Consider the following 15,283-nt stretch of genomic DNA (forward strand, 5'->3'; position numbering starts at 1 on the left):
ATGCACCGAGACCTGCAATTACAGAACTGGACCGCGATCTGCGCCCTCGACGACATCGTCCCCGACACCGGCGTCTGCGCACTGCTGGGTGGACGGCAGGTGGCCGTGTTCCGCGTCGGCAGCCAGGAGCCGCGTGTATTCGCCATCGATAACTTCGACCCCAACGCCCAGGCGGCAGTGCTGTCGCGCGGCCTGGTCGGCAGCATCGGCGAACGCATCGTCGTCGCCTCGCCCATCTACAAGCAGCATTTCGACCTCCACAGCGGCGAATGCCTGGAAGCGCCCGAGCATTCGGTGGCCAGCTACCCGGCCCGCGTGGAAGGAGGCAAGGTATGGATCGCACCGTGAAACCGAAGCTGGTCGTCGTCGGCAACGGCATGGCCGGCATGCGCACCGTGGAAGAGCTGCTCAAGCTCGACGCCGGCATGTATGACATCACGGTGTTCGGCCTCGAGCCGCGCGTGAACTATAACCGCATCCTGCTCTCGCCCGTGCTCGCGGGGGACAAGGGGGCTGACGACATCGTGCTGCACACGCGCGAGTGGTACGCGGAACATGGCATCGTGCTGCATGCGGGGGACCCCGTGCTCGCGATCGACCGCCACCGCCGCGTCGTGCGTGCCCGCTCCGGCCTGGAGGTGGCTTACGACCGGCTGCTGCTGGCGACCGGTTCCACGCCATTCATCGTGCCTGTGCCGGGCGCGCAGCTGGACGGTGTGCTGGGCTTTCGCGACCTGGACGACGTCGACCGCATGCTGGCGGCGGCGCGGCGCGGCGGTAGCGCGGTGGTGATCGGCGGCGGCCTGCTCGGCCTGGAAGCCGCCAACGGGCTGCTGCGCCGTGGCATGGCGGTCACCGTCGTCCACCTGACCGACAGCCTGATGAACCAGCAGCTCGACCCGCAGGCGGCCGCTCTGCTGAAGCTCGCGCTGGAGCAGCGTGGCCTGCGCATCCTGCTCGGTGCGCAGACCGAAGCGATCCTGGGCGAGGCCAGGGTAGAGGCGGTGCGCTTCACCGACGGCACAGAGGTCGAAGCCGACCTGGTGGTGATGGCTGCCGGCGTGCGTCCCAACGTGGCGCTGGCGGTTGACGCGGGTCTGCACGTCGAGCGCGCCATCGTGGTCGACGACACCCTGCAGACCTACGACCCGCGCATCTATGCGGTGGGCGAGTGCGTCCAGCACCGCAAGGCCACCTTCGGCCTGGTGGCGCCGATCTGGGACCAGGCGCGCGTCTGCGCCGCCCACCTGGCCGGTCTCGGGCACCGCCGCTACGTGCAGCAGGCCACCGCCACCAAGCTGAAAGTGACGGGGATCGACCTGTACTCGGCCGGCGACATCGTGGGCAGGGACGGCAGCGAAGACCTCGTGCTGCGTGACCGACGCGCCGGCGTCTACAAGCGCCTGGTGCTGGCGGGCAGCCGCGTGACCGGCGCGGTGCTGTACGGGGACGTGACGGACGGCCCCTGGTACTTCGACCTGATCCAGCGCGGCACGGACGTTTCAAGCTTCCGTGACCGGCTATTGTTCGGCCCTGCTCTGTGCGAGGCGGCGTGATGGGGGCGCCAATCGTCGCCAGCGTGCGCACCACCTGTCCCTACTGCGGGGTCGGCTGCGGCATCCGCGCGACGCCGACGGTGGAAGGCGCCCTGATCGAGGGCGATCCGGAACACATGGCGAGCCGCGGGCGCCTGTGCGTCAAGGGTTCGGCGCTGGGCGAGACGCTCGGCCTGGACGGGCGACTACTGACCCCGGCCATCCGCGAAGGGGGCCGTTTGCGCAGCACGAGCTGGGGCGAGGCGCTTGACAGGGTCGCTTCCAGTTTCGCCTCGATCATCGCCAAGCATGGCCCGGATGCCGTGGCCATGTACGTCTCGGGCCAGCTGCTCACCGAGGACTACTACGTCGCCAACAAGTTCATGAAGGGCTTCGTGGGCAGCGCCAACATCGACACCAATTCGCGCCTGTGCATGTCCTCCGCCGTTGCCGGCCACAGGCGCGCCTTCGGCGAAGACCTGGTGCCTGGCTGCTACGAAGACTTCGAACTGGCCGACCTGGTCGTGCTGGTGGGCGCCAACACGGCCTGGTGCCACCCGACCCTGTTCCAGCGCATCGCGAAAGCGAAGGAAGCGCGCCCCGGAATGCGCATCGTCGCCATCGACCCGCGTCGCACCGCCACCTGCGAGCTGGCCGACCTGCACCTGCCGCTCAAGGCCGGCACCGACGTCTGGCTGTTCAACGGCCTGCTCAGCTACCTGGCCCGCAGCGGCGCCGCCGACAATGCCTTCGTGGCGGCGCACACGGCCGGCCTGGACGCCGCCTTGCTGGAGGCGGACCGCTGCGACAGCATCGATTTCGTGGCGCGCACCTGCGGCGTCGATCCGCGCCTGCTGGTCGAGTTCTACGAGATGTTTGCAGCGACGACCAGGGTGGTGACGGCCTTCTCGCAGGGCGTCAACCAGTCCTCGAGCGGCACCGACAAGGTGAACAGCATCATCAACTGCCACCTGCTCACCGGCCGCATCGGCAAGCCGGGCATGGGGCCGTTCTCGCTGACCGGGCAGCCCAACGCCATGGGCGGGCGCGAAGTAGGGGGCCTGGCCAACATGCTGGCCAGCCACCTCGACCTGGACCAGCCGGCACACCGCGGGGCCGTGCGCAGCTTCTGGGACGCCCCGCGCATGGCCGACAAGCCGGGCCTGAAGGCCGTCGACCTGTTCCGCGCCATCGAGGAGGGCAAGATCAAGGCGGTGTGGATCATGGCGACCAATCCGGTAGTGAGCCTGCCGGACGCCGACCAGGTGAAGCGCGCCCTGGAACGCTGCGAGCTGGTTGTGGTCTCGGACATGACGGCCGGCACCGACACCGCGGCCTTCGGCGATGTGCTGCTGCCGGCGCTGGGCTGGGGCGAGAAGGATGGCACCGTGACCAACTCCGAACGCTGCATCTCGCGCCAGCGCCGTTTCCTGCCGGCGCCGGGTGAAGCGAAGAGCGACTGGCAGGCCATCTGCGAGCTCGCACGGCGCATGGGTTTCACTGGCTTCGATTACAGCGGCGTGCACGCCATCTTCGACGAGCATGCCCGCCTGTCGGGCTGGCACAACCGCGCGGGCGAGCTGCCGCGCCAGTTCCGGATCGACGGTCTGGCCGGCATGGACCGCGCGGCCTACGACGCGCTCGACCCCGTGCAGTGGCCGCTGGCGCCCGGGAGGGAGGGGACGCAGCGCCTGTTCGCGGACGGCCGTTTCGCCCATGCCGACGGCAGGGCGCGGTTCGTCGCGACGGCGCCGCGCGCGCCGGCGAACGCCGTGAGCGGCGAATTCCCGCTGGCGCTGAACACGGGCCGCCTGCGCGACCAGTGGCACACCATGTCGCGCACCGGCAAGTCGCCGCGCCTGGCGGGCCACGCGCCCGAACCCTTCGTCGACCTGCATCCGCACGACGCCTTGACGAGCGGTGTGCGCGAGGGCGAGCTGGCGCGCGTGAGCAGCCACTGGGGCGCCATCGTGGCGCGCGTCGCGCACAGCGGTGGCATTGCGCGCGGCGCCGCTTTTGTTCCGATCCACTGGAACGGCCAGACGGCGTCGGACGCGCGCGTCGGCGCCGTGGTCAATCCCGAAGTGGACCCGGTCTCGGGCGAACCGGAATTCAAGCACACGCCAGTGCGCGTCGAACCCTTCGGCGTGAGCTGGCACGGCTTCATCCTGAGCCGGCAAGAACTGGACCTCGACCGCATCGCCAACTGGACCCGCGTGCGCGGCGCCGGCTTCGTGCGCTACGAACTGGGGGGACGCGATCCGGTGTCGCCCGAGCAGGCAAGAGCGCTGCTGGGCGCCGGCGAGGACGCCGACTGGATCGAGTACGAGGACAGGGCCGAGGGCATGCTGCGCTGCGCGCTGCTGGTGGATGGACGCCTGCAGGCTTGCCTGTTCCTGTCGCGCCGCACGGACCTGCCGGCGCGCGCATGGCTGGGCGGACTGTTCGCTGAGGCTGAACTGTCTGCCAAGGACCGCGCCACGCTGCTGGCTGGACGGGCGCCGCGCCAGGGGCTCGATCCCGGCCCGATCGTGTGCTCGTGCTTCGGCGTGGGCCGCGACACGATCTCCCGCGCCATCGCCGAGCACGGGTTGACCGACAGCGCCGGCGTCACCGCCTGCGTGCGCGCCGGCGGCAACTGCGGCTCCTGCCTGCCCGAGATTCGCCAGCTCCTGGGAACGCGTTAACGCAGCGTGCGCGCGAAGAAATCGTCGGTGCGGCTGTTGGCGAGCGTGGCATTCTCGGCGTGGTAGTGATTACCGCCCGGCCGCGCGAAGGCATGGTTGCTTCCGGCGTAGCTGTGCAGCTCGATGTTGTCCTTGCCGGCAAAGGCGGCGCGGATCTTCGCCTGCGCATCCTTGCCGATGAACTCGTCCTCTTCGGCAAGGTGGTAGAGCAGGGGCGCCTTGATGTTTGGCACCTCGTCGAGATACGCGTCGGTGCCGCCGCCGTAGTAAGCGGCAAAGGCGTCGCCGTCGGTGCGAGCCGCGCTCAGGAAAGTCATCAGGCCACCCAGGCAGTAGCCGGTGACGCCGACCTTGCCATTGGCGTCCTGCAGCGTGCGCGCCTGCTGGATGACGAGGGCGATGTCTTCCACACCCTTGTCCCTGTCGTAGGCCTGGTACAGCGCGAAGGCCTTCTCCCAGTCGCCTTCCACCGCTTCCGACAGGAACACGCCCGGCTCAAGGCGCCAGAACAGGTCGGGGCAGACGGCGATATAGCCTTTGGCGGCGTAGTCGTCGGCGATGCTGCGGATGCCGGCGTTCACGCCGAAGATTTCCTGCAGAACGATGACGACGGGGTGAGGTCCCGGCGTGGCGGGGCGGGCGACGTGGCAGACGAAGCTGCCGTCGGTGGTTTGCACCTGGATCTGTGCGGTCATGGGCAACCTTTCGATAATGATGGAAGGATCAGGCCCTGCGGCCTGCATCCCTCATCATATCGAGACCGTGCGCGACGCGCGACACGCCAAGCGTGCAGCGGACGGACGAAAAAAAACAGCGAACCGGAGTTCGCTGTTTTTCTGAAATTCTGTGGTCGGGGTGAGAGGATTCGAACCTCCGGCCTCTACGTCCCGAACGTAGCGCTCTACCGGGCTAAGCTACACCCCGACGGTTTGAGACTTCGTATTCGAAATCTCGGGAAGGCATTACTATAGTAGGCTCAATGGTTCCTGTCAACAGCGAAACTGCAGAGCTGGAGCAGGCTGCTCTTGTAGAGGCTGTCCGGCAGATCGGCAATCGCTTCGGCCGCGCGGGTGGCGGCCTGTTCCGCCTGCCGGCGGGTGTAGTCCAGGGCGCCGCTCGAGCTGACCGCGGCCAGCACCGCTTCGAACTGGGCTTCGTCGCCGTGCTCGATGCAGCTGCGCACCAGTTGGCGCTGTTCTGGGGTGCCATGTTCCATCAGCCAGATCAGTGGCAGGGTCGGCTTGCCTTCGCGCAGGTCGTCGCCCAAGTTCTTGCCGATCTCGGCTGCGTCGCCCGCATAGTCCAGCACGTCGTCGATGAGCTGGAAGGCCGTGCCCAGCGAGCGGCCGTATTCGCCGGCCGCCGCGATCTGTTCGTCGCTGGCGCCGCCCACCAGGGCGCCCAGCTCGGCGGCCGCCTCGAACAGCTTGGCGGTCTTGGAGCGGATCACGGTGAGGTAGCTCTCGTGGGTCACGTCCGGATCGTGCATGTTCAGCAGCTGCAGCACTTCGCCTTCGGCAATCACGTTGGTGGCGTCGGACAGGATGCGCATCACGCGCATGTTGTCGAGGCTGACCATCATCTGGAACGAGCGCGAATACAGGAAGTCGCCGACCAGCACCGAGGCGGCGTTGCCGAACAGGGCGTTGGCCGTCTGGCGCCCGCGCCGCATCGAGGATTCGTCGACCACGTCGTCGTGCAGCAGGGTGGCGGTGTGGATGAATTCGACCACGGCCGCCAGCTCGTGGTGGGCGGTGCCCTTGTAGCCGTAGGCGTTCGCCAGCAGCAGCACCAGCACCGGCCGGATCCGCTTGCCGCCTGCGCTGATGATGTACTCGGCGATCTGGTTGACCAGGCTTACTTCCGAGTGCAGCCGCTGTCGGATCACCGCATTCACGGCCTCCATGTCGGTGGCGATCGATTGGGCGATAGTGTTCTGGGCGTGTTGGGTAGCGGCTGACAAGGCGAACCTGCGAAACGTAATCGGTTTGAAGTGCGGGGATTATACGACATGCAAGGAAAGGGCGTCCCACTGATGGCTTCCAAGGGGCTCAGGTGGTCCAGCCACATGCCGGCGTCGACGTTGGCAAAGCGCTACGCCTGCAACATGCTCTTCCGGATTCGTCAAGGCCTTTTGACGCGCTGCAGCGACTTATGTATAATCCCCTGTTCCCCGGCTTCCGAACAGCTCAGCGTCTCTGACGCCGGCGGGATTCTTTTAACATTTGATGAGGTTTCAATCATGTACGCGGTCATAAAAACCGGTGGCAAGCAATACAAAGTTGTCGCTGGCGAAAAACTCAAAGTAGAACAGATACCTGCTGACATTGGTTCCGAACTCACCATCGATCAAGTTCTCGCGCTCGGCGCGGGCGACAGCATCAAGTTTGGTGCTCCGCTGGTCGAAGGTGCCTCGGTCCTGGTGAAAGTTGTTTCCCACGGTCGCCACGACAAGGTCCGCATCTTCAAGATGCGCCGTCGTAAGCACTACCAGAAGCGTCAGGGCCATCGCCAGAACTTCACCGAAATCCAGGTGGTGTCGATCAACGGCTAATCCCCGTTTGATTCACCAAGTTCATTCATCAAGGAGCAAATAAATGGCACACAAAAAAGGTGGCGGTACTACCCGCAACGGCCGTGACTCAGAAAGCAAACGCCTTGGCGTGAAAGTCTACGGCGGCCAGGCGATCAACGCCGGCGGCATCATCATCCGTCAACGCGGCACCCCGGTGCGCGCTGGCGCCAACGTCGGCACCGGCAAGGATCACACCCTGTTCGCGCTGGTCGACGGTACCGTCAAGTTCGTCAAGCAAGGCGTCGGCTCGAAGCAGTTCGTGACCGTCGTTGCTAACGAAGCAGTCGCTGCTTAATAGCATTTGCGCCGCGTTCAGCGGCGCTTCTTTGTAAGGCGCAAGCCTTCCATCGAAAGGCTCTGCCCACGGTAGGGCCTTTTTAGTTTTTATCGGTCACCATCATGAAGTTTATCGACGAAGCAAGAATTGAAGTCATCGCCGGCGACGGCGGCAACGGGTGCGCCTCGTTCCGCCGCGAGAAGTTCCGCCCATTCGGCGGCCCGGACGGCGGCGACGGCGGCAAGGGCGGCTCGATCTACGTGGTGGCCGACCGTAACATCAACACCCTGGTAGACTTCCGCTACTCCAAGACCCACCATGCGCGCAACGGCGAACCGGGCCGCGGCTCGGATTGCTACGGCAAGGGCGCCGAAGACGTCTACCTGCGCATGCCGGTGGGCACCCTGATCATCGACGACGTCAACGGCGAGATCATCGCCGACCTGACCGAGCACGGCCAGACCGAACTGCTGGCCCAGGGTGGCGAGGGCGGCTGGGGCAACATCCACTTCAAGACCTCGACCAACCGCGCACCGCGCCAGAAGACCGAGGGCAAGGAAGGCCAGCGCCGCACCTTGCGCCTCGAACTGAAGGTGCTGGCCGACGTCGGCCTGCTGGGCATGCCGAATGCCGGCAAGTCGACCTTCATCACCGCTGTGTCGAACGCCAAGCCGAAGATCGCCGACTACCCGTTCACCACCCTGCACCCGAACCTGGGCGTGGTGCGCGTGTCGCACGAGAAGAGCTTCGTGATCGCCGACATCCCGGGCCTGATCGAAGGCGCGGCCGAAGGCGCGGGCCTGGGTCACCAGTTCCTGCGCCACCTGGCCCGTACCGGCCTGCTTCTGCACATCGTCGACCTGTCGGGCTTCGATGCCAAGGTCGATCCGGTCAAGGAAGCCAAGGCCCTGGTCAAGGAACTGGAAAAGTACGACGAAGAGCTGCTCAACAAGCCGCGCTGGCTGGTGCTGAACAAGCTCGACGTGGTCGATGAAGCCGAGCGCAAGAAGGTCGTCAAGGACTTCGTCAAGCGCATGGCCTGGAAAGGGCCTGTGTTCGAGATCTCGGCCCTGAACCGCGAAGGCTGCCAGGACCTGGTCAATGCGATCTACCTGCACCTGGAAGAAAAGCGCACGCTTGAGCAGCGCGCCGAAGAGACCTCGATGACCGAGGAAGCGCGCGGCATCAACTCGATCGACCCGGACGATCCGCGTTTCAAGATCATTGAGGACTAAGAGGCGCTCGTTGGCCTTGTCAGCCGTGTATCGCAGCTGGCTGCGCGGCCGGCTGCTGCAACTGCTCGCTACCGCCAGCTCGCTGGCGGCGCTGGCGGCCATGCTCGATCCCGACCGCATTGCGGGCGCGATGGGCATCTTTCTCGTCGGCGTGAACGGCTACAGCCAGTTCTACGCCGTCTACGTGGGCATGCGCCTCGCTACCGCGATGCTGGCGCTGCTGGCAGCAAGAAGCGGCGACCAGCCCCTTCTCGTCGACCTCACCGCATTGTTCCTCCTGGCCCAGCCGGCCGGGCGTCTCGTCGCCGCTTTCGCGATCGGGCTGCCGAAGGGGGTATTATTAGCAGTCTGCGCGGTCGAGTTGTTGGCAGGACTTTCCCTGCTGGCCTTAAGGCCGCGAGGAAAATTCCTGTCGCTATGAACTCAGTCGCCCACTCCACGCTCCAGCAAGCCTCCCGCATCATCGTCAAGGTCGGTTCCTCGCTCGTCACCAACGAGGGCAGGGGCCTGGACCACACCGCCATCGCCCGCTGGGCTGCCCAGATCGCCGCATTGCGCAGCCTCGGCAAGGAAGTCGTGCTGGTATCCTCGGGCGCGATCGCCGAGGGCATGCTGCGTCTCGGTTTCAGCAAGCGCCCGACCGACATCCACGAACTGCAGGCCTGCGCCGCCGTGGGCCAGATGGGCCTGGCGCAGATCTATGAAACCAGTTTCCGTACCCATGGCATTGGCACCGCCCAGGTGCTGCTGACCCACGCCGACCTGGCCGACCGCGAGCGCTACCTGAACGCGCGCTCCACGCTGACCACCCTGCTGCGCCTGGGCGTGGTCCCGATCATCAACGAGAACGACACCGTCGTCACCGACGAGATCAAATTCGGCGACAACGACACCCTGGGCGCACTGGTAGCCAACCTGATCGAAGCCGACGTGCTGGTGATCCTCACCGACCAGCGCGGCCTGTTTTCAAGCGATCCGCGCAAGGATCCCGCTGCGCGCCTGATCGCCCAGGCGCAGGCAGGCGACCCGGCACTCGAGGCGATGGCCGGCGGCGCCGGGTCCAGCATCGGGCGCGGCGGCATGCTGACCAAAGTGCTGGCGGCCAGGCGCGCCGCGCGCTCGGGCGCCCACACCATCATCGCCTGGGGCCGCGAAGAAAACGTGCTCACGCGCCTGGCCGGCGGCGAAGCCATCGGCACCCAGCTGGTGGCCCCGACCGGACGCCTGACCGCACGCCGCCAGTGGATGATCGACCACCTGCACACCACCGGCGAAGTGGTGCTCGACGCCGGCGCGGTACAGAAGCTCACGCAGGAGGGCAAGTCGCTGCTGCCGATCGGCGTGCTTGCGGTGCGCGGCGAGTTCGGGCGCGGACAGGTGATCACCTGCATCGACGAAGCGGGCAAGCCGCTGGCGCGCGGGCTAACCAACTACACCAGCAGCGAAGTACGGCGCATCATGCGTCACTCCTCGGCCGAGATCGAGCGCATTCTTGGTTATGTCGAGGGGCCGGAACTGGTACATCGCGACAACCTCGTCCTTTTATAAGGGGTAGCGCACTACTCTGGTGCGGCGTTGCTGCTGAGCTACATATAGTTGGCGCCGCTACAAGCGGTCTGGTGTTAATTTTGCCTACAGGATACAGAAATAAGTACACTGTATTCATCACGCATAACGCCGCGCACGGCCAACACTCATGAAACTCAGCCGCAAACTTCCGATCGGCTTCGCCGCCGTCACCCTTGTCGTCGCTTGTGCCGGCTTTTTCGGCATGAACCGCATGAACCATGCGCTCGACACCTACAACGCGGCCGTGATCCAGTCCAGCAACGCGCAGCGTGTGGAAGGACTGCTGTCCCACTTCAGGCTGCAGACGCAGGAGTGGAAGAACACCTTATTGCGTGGCAAGGACGAGGAACAGCGCAACAAGTTCTGGACTGCCTTCCAGAAGAGTGAGACCGAAGTCGCGGGGGAAGCGAAAGATCTGGTCGCGGCACTGCCTGCTGGCCCCGTGCGCGAACTGCTGACCGAGTTCCAGGGCGCGCATGCGAAGATGGGTGAAGGCTATCGCCGCGGCTATGCCGAGTTCACCAGCGCAGGCTTCGATGCCGCTGCCGGGGACATGGCGGTCAAGGGGATGGACCGGGCGCCCGCCGAGCTCCTCACCAAGGCCCAGGACGCGATGTCGAAGCAGGCCACCGAAACGGTCGGTGCAGCCGAGGCGGTCGGGCACGATGCCACGATTCTCAGCTACAGCCTGATGCTGCTGGGCGCCGCGGTGGCGGTTGGCGCCGGCGTGCTGGTGTCGCGTTCGATCACGCGCCCCCTCGGCCAGGCCGTCGAAGCGGCCCAGAGTGTCGCCTCGGGCGACCTGCGGACCAGCATCGTGGTGCGCAGCGACGACGAGACCGGCCAGCTGCTACAGGCATTGAAAGACATGACCGGCAGCCTGCAGAACATTGTGGCGCAGGTGCGCGGCGGCGCCGAGACCATCGCCGTGGCCTCGGATGAAATCGCACAGGGCAACCTGGACCTGTCGACCCGCACCGAGCAGCAGGCCGGCGCGATCGAGGAAACCGCCTCGTCGATGGAAGAAATGACCGCGACCGTGCAGCGCAATGCGGAGAACGCGCAGCAGGCCAGCCAGCTGGCGGTCTCGGCTTGCGACGTGGCGGCCAAGGGCGGCCACATGGTCGAGCAGGTGGTGGGCACGATGGCCTCGATCAGCGAATCCTCGCGCAAGATCGTCGACATCATCAGCGTCATCGACGGCATCGCCTTTCAGACCAATATCCTGGCGCTGAACGCGGCCGTGGAAGCGGCGCGTGCGGGCGAGCAGGGCCGCGGCTTTGCCGTCGTGGCGGGCGAGGTGCGCAACCTGGCGCAGCGGTCGGCGACCGCCGCCAAGGAGATCAAGGAACTGATCAACGACTCGGTGCAGCGCGTGGAGGCGGGCAACCAGCTGGTCGGCGAGGCCGGCGCCACCATGGGCGACATCGTCACCAGCGTGCGCCGCGTGATGGACATCATCGGCGAGATCAGCACCGCCAGCGCCGAGCAGGGCGCGGGTATTGCGCAGATCAACATGGCGGTGGGCGAGATGGACACCACCACCCAGCAGAACGCCGCACTGGTCGAGGAAGCCGCCGCCGCCGCGCAGTCGCTGCGCGACCAGACCCAGGCCCTGAACGAGGTGGTATCGGTGTTCAAGCTCGAAGAGGTGCGCGAGCTGCGCAAGGCGCTTCCGCTCCACGCACCGAAACGCTTGGCTGCGTAGGCGTGATCTGGTCCAGTGGACCAGATCACGCTCGCCGACCGCGCGTTCAGCACGACTCTGCGCCGCCGCCATGCATGCCGGAGTTGAGCGCGTGTTCGGCAAAGCCGAACACCCTACGGTAAGATGAAAGACGCGCCACAGTTGGCGCGTTTTTTCATCTACCTTCGGAGCCCATGAATCCTTCCCCCCTCGCTATCGTCCAGGCCCAGCTCGACGCCTACAACGCCAAGGACCTCGACGCGCTGATGCGCACCTATGCCCCGGATGCGCAGCAGTTCGCGCTGCACGGCGCACTGCTCGCCCAAGGGCATGACGAGATCCGTCCGCGCTACCAGCAGCGCTTCCTCGAGCCCGACCTGCAGGCGCGCCTACTGAGCCGCCAGGTAACCGGCAACTTCGTTACCGACCTCGAGATCGTGACCCGTAACTTCCCGGAGGGACTGGGGACGGTCGAGATGCTGTGCGTGTATGAAGTGGTGGACGGGCGCATCGTGCGCGCCTCGTTCGCCACGGGGGAAACGCGGCTTTACCCCAGCTCCGCGGCCTGAGTCGCCAGGTCGGCGGCCGGATCGAGCACGCCGGCCGGCGCCGGCGTCTTGTCCCTGAACTCGCACAGGTCGGCGATCAGGCAGTTCCAGCAGCGCGGCTTGCGCGCCACGCAGGTGTAGCGGCCGTGCAGGATCAGCCAGTGGTGGGCGTCGTGCAAAAAATCCTTCGGCACGAACTTGAGCAGCTTCTGTTCCACGATGTCGACATTCTTGCCCGGTGCGATCCTGGTGCGGTTGGACACCCGGAAGATGTGGGTGTCGACCGCCATGGTCGGCTCCCCAAAAGCGGTGTTCAGCACCACGTTGGCGGTCTTGCGGCCCACGCCCGGCAGCGCTTCCAGCGCCTCACGCGATGGCGGCACCTCGCCGCCGTACTGGTCCACCAGGATCTGGCAGGTAGCGATCACGTTCTTGGCCTTGTTGTTGTACAGGCCGATGGTCGAGATATACGACTTGAGTTCGTCCAGCCCGAGGTCGAGGATGGCCTGGGGCGTGTTCGCCACCGGATACAGGCGGCGCGTGGCCTTGTTGACGCCGACGTCGGTCGACTGCGCCGACAGCAGCACCGCGATCAAGAGTTCGAAGGGCGTGGTGAATTCGAGCTCGGTGGTCGGCTTCGGATTGGCGGCGCGAAAGCGCGTGAAGATTTCTAGGCGTTTGGCTGGATTCATCGGCTTATGTCTGGTCCGGCGGATTGCCCGCCGCCTTCTGGCGTGCACGCTCCATCGCGGCGGCGATGATGGCGCGCTTGCGCTCCTTCTCGGCCAGCTCCTCGGGCGTGTTGGTCACTTCAGCCGTCACCGCGCGCATCTTTTCCAGCGCCTTGGCGGCCAGGCGCGCATCGTTTTCTTCGCGCTCGCGGCGCAGGCGCTCGCTGCGGAAGTCGTGGCGCGCGCGCGCCGCATCGGCGGCTTCCTGCGACCACGCGGCCCAGCCGGTTGCATTGGTGACCGGCACCATCGAGATGCAGTCGACCGGGCAGGGCGCCACGCACAGGTCGCAGCCGGTGCACAGGCTCGGCAGGATGGTGTGCATCTGCTTGGCCGCGCCCATGATGGCGTCTACCGGGCAGGCCTGGATGCACAGCGTGCAGCCGATGCACAGCGACTCGTCGATGAAGGCGACCGGGCGCGGGCGCTCGACGCCGTTGGCCGGGTTGATCGGGATGACGGGACGGCCGGTGACGGCAGACAGCCTGTGCACGCCCTCCATGCCGCCCGGCGGGCACTGGTTGATCTCGGCCTCGCCGCGCGCGATCGCTTCCGCATACGGACGGCATGCGGGGTAGCCGCACTTGGTGCATTGCGTCTGCGGCAGCGCGTCTTCGATCAGGTCGGCAAGGGTTTTGGTCACGGCGAAGGGCAAACGGTCAAAGCCGACATTATCCGCCAAAACCGCAGCCGGCGCGATGTGCGTGCTGGAGCGAACAGACTGCCGGGTTCGCGCATGGTCCACTGGTGGCTCGACGCTAGGAGGAGCTCACATGAACAAATTGATCGTTCCGCTGCTGGCTGCGGCGGTGCTGGCCGGTGGCGCCGCGGCCCAGGTCTACGCGCGCGGCGAGCAGCAGGCCAGAGAACAGCAGGCGCAGGCCGTCAAGGCCGGTCCCTACCGCAGCGTGCAGGCCAGCGGCCAGCTCAAGCGCGGCGAACAGCTGCCGCCGCGCTATCGCACGCATCACTACGTGGTGGAGAACTGGAGGGCGCACCGCCTGAGCGAGCCGCCGCCGGGGCACCAGTGGGTGCAGGCGGGCAGCGACTATGCGCTGGTGGCGATTGCGACGGGGGTGGTGACGGAGGTGCTGGTGGGGCGTTGAGGCAGCTGGCGCCCCAAACAAAAATGCCGGAGCGAGCTCCGGCATTTTTTCAAGCATCAGGCATGCGCCCGGATGAACTCCCCGATCTTCGGGCAGATGATCTCGCGCCAGCGGCGGCCCGAGAAGATGCCGTAGTGGCCGCACTTGGGCGCCACGAATTCCTGGTGCATGTCCCTCGGGATGCCGGTGCACAGGTCGTGCGCGGCACGGGTCTGGCCCAGGCCCGAGATGTCGTCCAGCTCGCCCTCGACGGTGAACAGGGCCACGGTCTTGATGTCCTGGGGACGCACCAGCTGGCCGCCCACTTCCCAGGTGCCCTTCGGCAGCGCGTGGTCCTGGAACACGGTCTTGATGGTCTCGAGGTAGTACTCGGCCGGCATGTCGAGCACGGCGTTGTATTCGTCGTAGAACTGGCGGTGCGACTCGGCCGAATCGTCGTCGCCGCGCACCAGGTGCTGGTAGAACTCGCGGTGGCTCTGGGCGTGGCGGCCCGGGTTCATGGCAATGAAGCCGGCGTGCTGCAGGAAGCCCGGATAGACCTTGCGGCCGAAACCGGGGTAGTTGCCCGGCACCGAGTAGATCACGGTGTTCTCGAACCACGAGAATGGCTTTTCGACGGCCAAGTCGTTGACCGAGGTCGGCGACTTGCGCGGGTCGATCGGGCCGCCCATCATCGTCATGGTCTTGGGCAGCTTCGGGTCATTGTTGGTCGCCATCAGCGAGATCGCGGCCAGCACCGGCACGGTCGGCTGGCACACCGAGATCACGTGGACGTCGGGGCCCAGGCGGCGGATGAAGTCCTGGACGTAGTAGATGTAGTCGTCGAGATGGAACGGACCTTCGGACAGCGGCACCATGCGCGCGTCGGTCCAGTCGGTGATGAAGACGTCGTGTTCGACCAGCAGGGCGCGCACGGTGTCGCGCAGCAGGGTGGCGTGGTGGCCCGACAGCGGCGCCACGACCAGCACGGTCGGCTGCTTCAGCGCGGCGAACGCCTTGTCGCTCAGGTCCTTCCTGAAATGCAGCAGCTTGCAGAAGGGCTTTTCGACGGCCGTGTGTTCGATGATGCCGACATCCTTACCCTTGATGGATACGGTCTTGATGCCGAATGCCGGCTTTTCGTAATCCTTCCCCAGGCGGTACATCAGCTCGTAGCCTGCAGCGATACGCTGGGAGAACGGGGTGTGCGCGAATGGCGAAACGGGGTTCGAGAACAGTTTGGAGGACGCATCTGCCCACTGCATCAGTGGGGTCAGGAAGGAGCGTTGCATCTCGTGCAGTTGGTAAAGCATAAATAATTCCTTCGAATAGACTGGGCGTCGCAATCGTTTGC

16 protein-coding genes and 1 tRNA gene are annotated in these 15,283 nt (G+C 66.0%); 11 read left to right on the forward strand and 6 right to left on the reverse strand.

Translation table 11 applies throughout. The annotated features are described in order from the left end of the window. Genes nirD through LK542_RS01210 form a run of 3 tightly spaced genes read left to right on the forward strand, consistent with a single transcriptional unit; the run spans window position 1 to window position 4,222 of the window. The gene (gene nirD / locus LK542_RS01200; protein WP_227810501.1) at window positions 1–348 is read left to right on the forward strand and encodes a nitrite reductase small subunit NirD; all 348 of its coding nucleotides are present in this window, start codon (window positions 1–3) and stop codon (window positions 346–348) included. Next, a complete protein-coding gene (locus LK542_RS01205) occupies window positions 333–1,556 on the forward strand; it encodes an NAD(P)/FAD-dependent oxidoreductase (protein WP_227810502.1) in 1,224 nt (407 codons plus the stop codon). Before nirD ends, LK542_RS01205 begins: the two co-directional genes overlap by 16 nt. Next, window positions 1,556–4,222, forward strand: coding sequence for a nitrate reductase (locus LK542_RS01210; RefSeq protein ID WP_227810503.1), 2,667 nt, complete (start codon window positions 1,556–1,558; stop codon window positions 4,220–4,222). Before LK542_RS01205 ends, LK542_RS01210 begins: the two co-directional genes overlap by 1 nt. Here LK542_RS01210 and LK542_RS01215 read toward each other — a convergent pair. The 3 genes from LK542_RS01215 to ispB all read right to left on the reverse strand — a co-directional run bounded on the left by LK542_RS01215 (window position 4,219) and on the right by ispB (window position 6,185). Further along, window positions 4,219–4,917: a dienelactone hydrolase family protein gene (locus LK542_RS01215; RefSeq protein ID WP_227810504.1), complete on the reverse strand. Its 699-nt coding sequence runs from the start codon at window positions 4,915–4,917 to the stop codon at window positions 4,219–4,221. The two genes, LK542_RS01210 and LK542_RS01215, sit on opposite strands and share 4 nt — an antisense overlap. A 152-nt stretch (window positions 4,918–5,069) precedes the next feature. Then, window positions 5,070–5,146: transfer RNA gene (locus LK542_RS01220), tRNA-Pro, on the reverse strand. 52 nt (window positions 5,147–5,198) lie between these two features. Continuing rightward, complete coding sequence (gene ispB / locus LK542_RS01225) at window positions 5,199–6,185, reverse strand: octaprenyl diphosphate synthase (protein ID WP_227810505.1); 987 nt, start codon at window positions 6,183–6,185, stop codon at window positions 5,199–5,201. A 279-nt stretch (window positions 6,186–6,464) separates the two neighbouring features. On the opposite strand from ispB, the gene rplU reads away from it, so the two are divergent. From rplU to LK542_RS01260, 7 genes are all read left to right on the forward strand, one after another. Further along, window positions 6,465–6,776 carry a 50S ribosomal protein L21 gene (gene rplU / locus LK542_RS01230; protein WP_027865917.1) on the forward strand — a complete coding sequence of 104 codons (312 nt, stop codon included), beginning with the start codon at window positions 6,465–6,467 and terminating at the stop codon, window positions 6,774–6,776. 43 nt (window positions 6,777–6,819) lie between these two features. Further along, entirely contained in the window at window positions 6,820–7,092 is a 273-nt protein-coding gene (gene rpmA, locus LK542_RS01235) for a 50S ribosomal protein L27 (RefSeq protein ID WP_005668438.1), read from the forward strand. A 104-nt stretch (window positions 7,093–7,196) separates the two neighbouring features. Continuing rightward, on the forward strand, window positions 7,197–8,309 hold the full coding sequence (cgtA, locus tag LK542_RS01240) for an Obg family GTPase CgtA (RefSeq protein ID WP_227800185.1): 1,113 nt from the start codon (window positions 7,197–7,199) through the stop codon (window positions 8,307–8,309). Between the two features lie 10 nt (window positions 8,310–8,319). Then, window positions 8,320–8,730: a hypothetical protein gene (locus LK542_RS01245; RefSeq protein WP_227810506.1), complete on the forward strand. Its 411-nt coding sequence runs from the start codon at window positions 8,320–8,322 to the stop codon at window positions 8,728–8,730. Next, window positions 8,727–9,857: a glutamate 5-kinase gene (proB, locus tag LK542_RS01250; protein ID WP_227800186.1), complete on the forward strand. Its 1,131-nt coding sequence runs from the start codon at window positions 8,727–8,729 to the stop codon at window positions 9,855–9,857. The genes LK542_RS01245 and proB overlap by 4 nt, the downstream gene beginning before the upstream one ends. A gap of 148 nt (window positions 9,858–10,005) precedes the next feature. Beyond that, window positions 10,006–11,586, forward strand: a complete 1,581-nt coding sequence (locus LK542_RS01255; protein ID WP_227810507.1) for a methyl-accepting chemotaxis protein — start codon at window positions 10,006–10,008, stop codon at window positions 11,584–11,586. A gap of 173 nt (window positions 11,587–11,759) precedes the next feature. Beyond that, a complete protein-coding gene (locus tag LK542_RS01260) occupies window positions 11,760–12,134 on the forward strand; it encodes a nuclear transport factor 2 family protein (RefSeq protein WP_227810508.1) in 375 nt (124 codons plus the stop codon). On the opposite strand, the gene nth is transcribed toward LK542_RS01260, so the two are convergent. Together nth and rsxB are read right to left on the reverse strand one after the other, a co-directional pair. Further along, entirely contained in the window at window positions 12,113–12,805 is a 693-nt protein-coding gene (nth, locus tag LK542_RS01265; protein ID WP_227810509.1) for an endonuclease III, read from the reverse strand. The two genes, LK542_RS01260 and nth, sit on opposite strands and share 22 nt — an antisense overlap. Before the next feature lie 4 nt (window positions 12,806–12,809). Further along, the gene (rsxB, locus tag LK542_RS01270; RefSeq protein ID WP_374040105.1) at window positions 12,810–13,487 is read right to left on the reverse strand and encodes an electron transport complex subunit RsxB; all 678 of its coding nucleotides are present in this window, start codon (window positions 13,485–13,487) and stop codon (window positions 12,810–12,812) included. A gap of 130 nt (window positions 13,488–13,617) precedes the next feature. On the opposite strand from rsxB, the gene LK542_RS01275 reads away from it, so the two are divergent. Continuing rightward, on the forward strand, window positions 13,618–13,950 hold the full coding sequence (locus tag LK542_RS01275) for an RcnB family protein (protein WP_227810511.1): 333 nt from the start codon (window positions 13,618–13,620) through the stop codon (window positions 13,948–13,950). Between the two features lie 56 nt (window positions 13,951–14,006). Here the strand turns inward: LK542_RS01275 and LK542_RS01280 are convergent, their stop codons facing one another. After that, the gene (locus LK542_RS01280) at window positions 14,007–15,242 is read right to left on the reverse strand and encodes a polyhydroxyalkanoate depolymerase (protein ID WP_227810512.1); all 1,236 of its coding nucleotides are present in this window, start codon (window positions 15,240–15,242) and stop codon (window positions 14,007–14,009) included. Between the last annotated feature and the right edge of the window lie 41 nt (window positions 15,243–15,283).

The sequence above is a fragment of the Massilia sp. IC2-477 genome, assembly GCF_020707265.1.
In the GTDB taxonomy this organism is placed as follows: Bacteria; Pseudomonadota; Gammaproteobacteria; order Burkholderiales; family Burkholderiaceae_D; genus Telluria.

Excerpts from the sequence above, each read along its gene's own strand:
- LK542_RS01215 (WP_227810504.1), bottom strand. The coding sequence starts at position 4,917 with ATGACCGCACAGATCCAGGTGCAAACCACCGACGGCAGCTTCGTCTGC.
- LK542_RS01205 (WP_227810502.1), top strand. The coding sequence starts at position 333 with ATGGATCGCACCGTGAAACCGAAGCTGGTCGTCGTCGGCAACGGCATG.
- nth (WP_227810509.1), bottom strand. The coding sequence starts at position 12,805 with ATGAATCCAGCCAAACGCCTAGAAATCTTCACGCGCTTTCGCGCCGCC.
- LK542_RS01210 (WP_227810503.1), top strand. The coding sequence starts at position 1,556 with ATGGGGGCGCCAATCGTCGCCAGCGTGCGCACCACCTGTCCCTACTGC.
- LK542_RS01255 (WP_227810507.1), top strand. The coding sequence starts at position 10,006 with ATGAAACTCAGCCGCAAACTTCCGATCGGCTTCGCCGCCGTCACCCTT.
- proB (WP_227800186.1), top strand. The coding sequence starts at position 8,727 with ATGAACTCAGTCGCCCACTCCACGCTCCAGCAAGCCTCCCGCATCATC.
- rpmA (WP_005668438.1), top strand. The coding sequence starts at position 6,820 with ATGGCACACAAAAAAGGTGGCGGTACTACCCGCAACGGCCGTGACTCA.
- LK542_RS01260 (WP_227810508.1), top strand. The coding sequence starts at position 11,760 with ATGAATCCTTCCCCCCTCGCTATCGTCCAGGCCCAGCTCGACGCCTAC.
- rplU (WP_027865917.1), top strand. The coding sequence starts at position 6,465 with ATGTACGCGGTCATAAAAACCGGTGGCAAGCAATACAAAGTTGTCGCT.
- LK542_RS01280 (WP_227810512.1), bottom strand. The coding sequence starts at position 15,242 with ATGCTTTACCAACTGCACGAGATGCAACGCTCCTTCCTGACCCCACTG.
- cgtA (WP_227800185.1), top strand. The coding sequence starts at position 7,197 with ATGAAGTTTATCGACGAAGCAAGAATTGAAGTCATCGCCGGCGACGGC.
- nirD (WP_227810501.1), top strand. The coding sequence starts at position 1 with ATGCACCGAGACCTGCAATTACAGAACTGGACCGCGATCTGCGCCCTC.
- LK542_RS01275 (WP_227810511.1), top strand. The coding sequence starts at position 13,618 with ATGAACAAATTGATCGTTCCGCTGCTGGCTGCGGCGGTGCTGGCCGGT.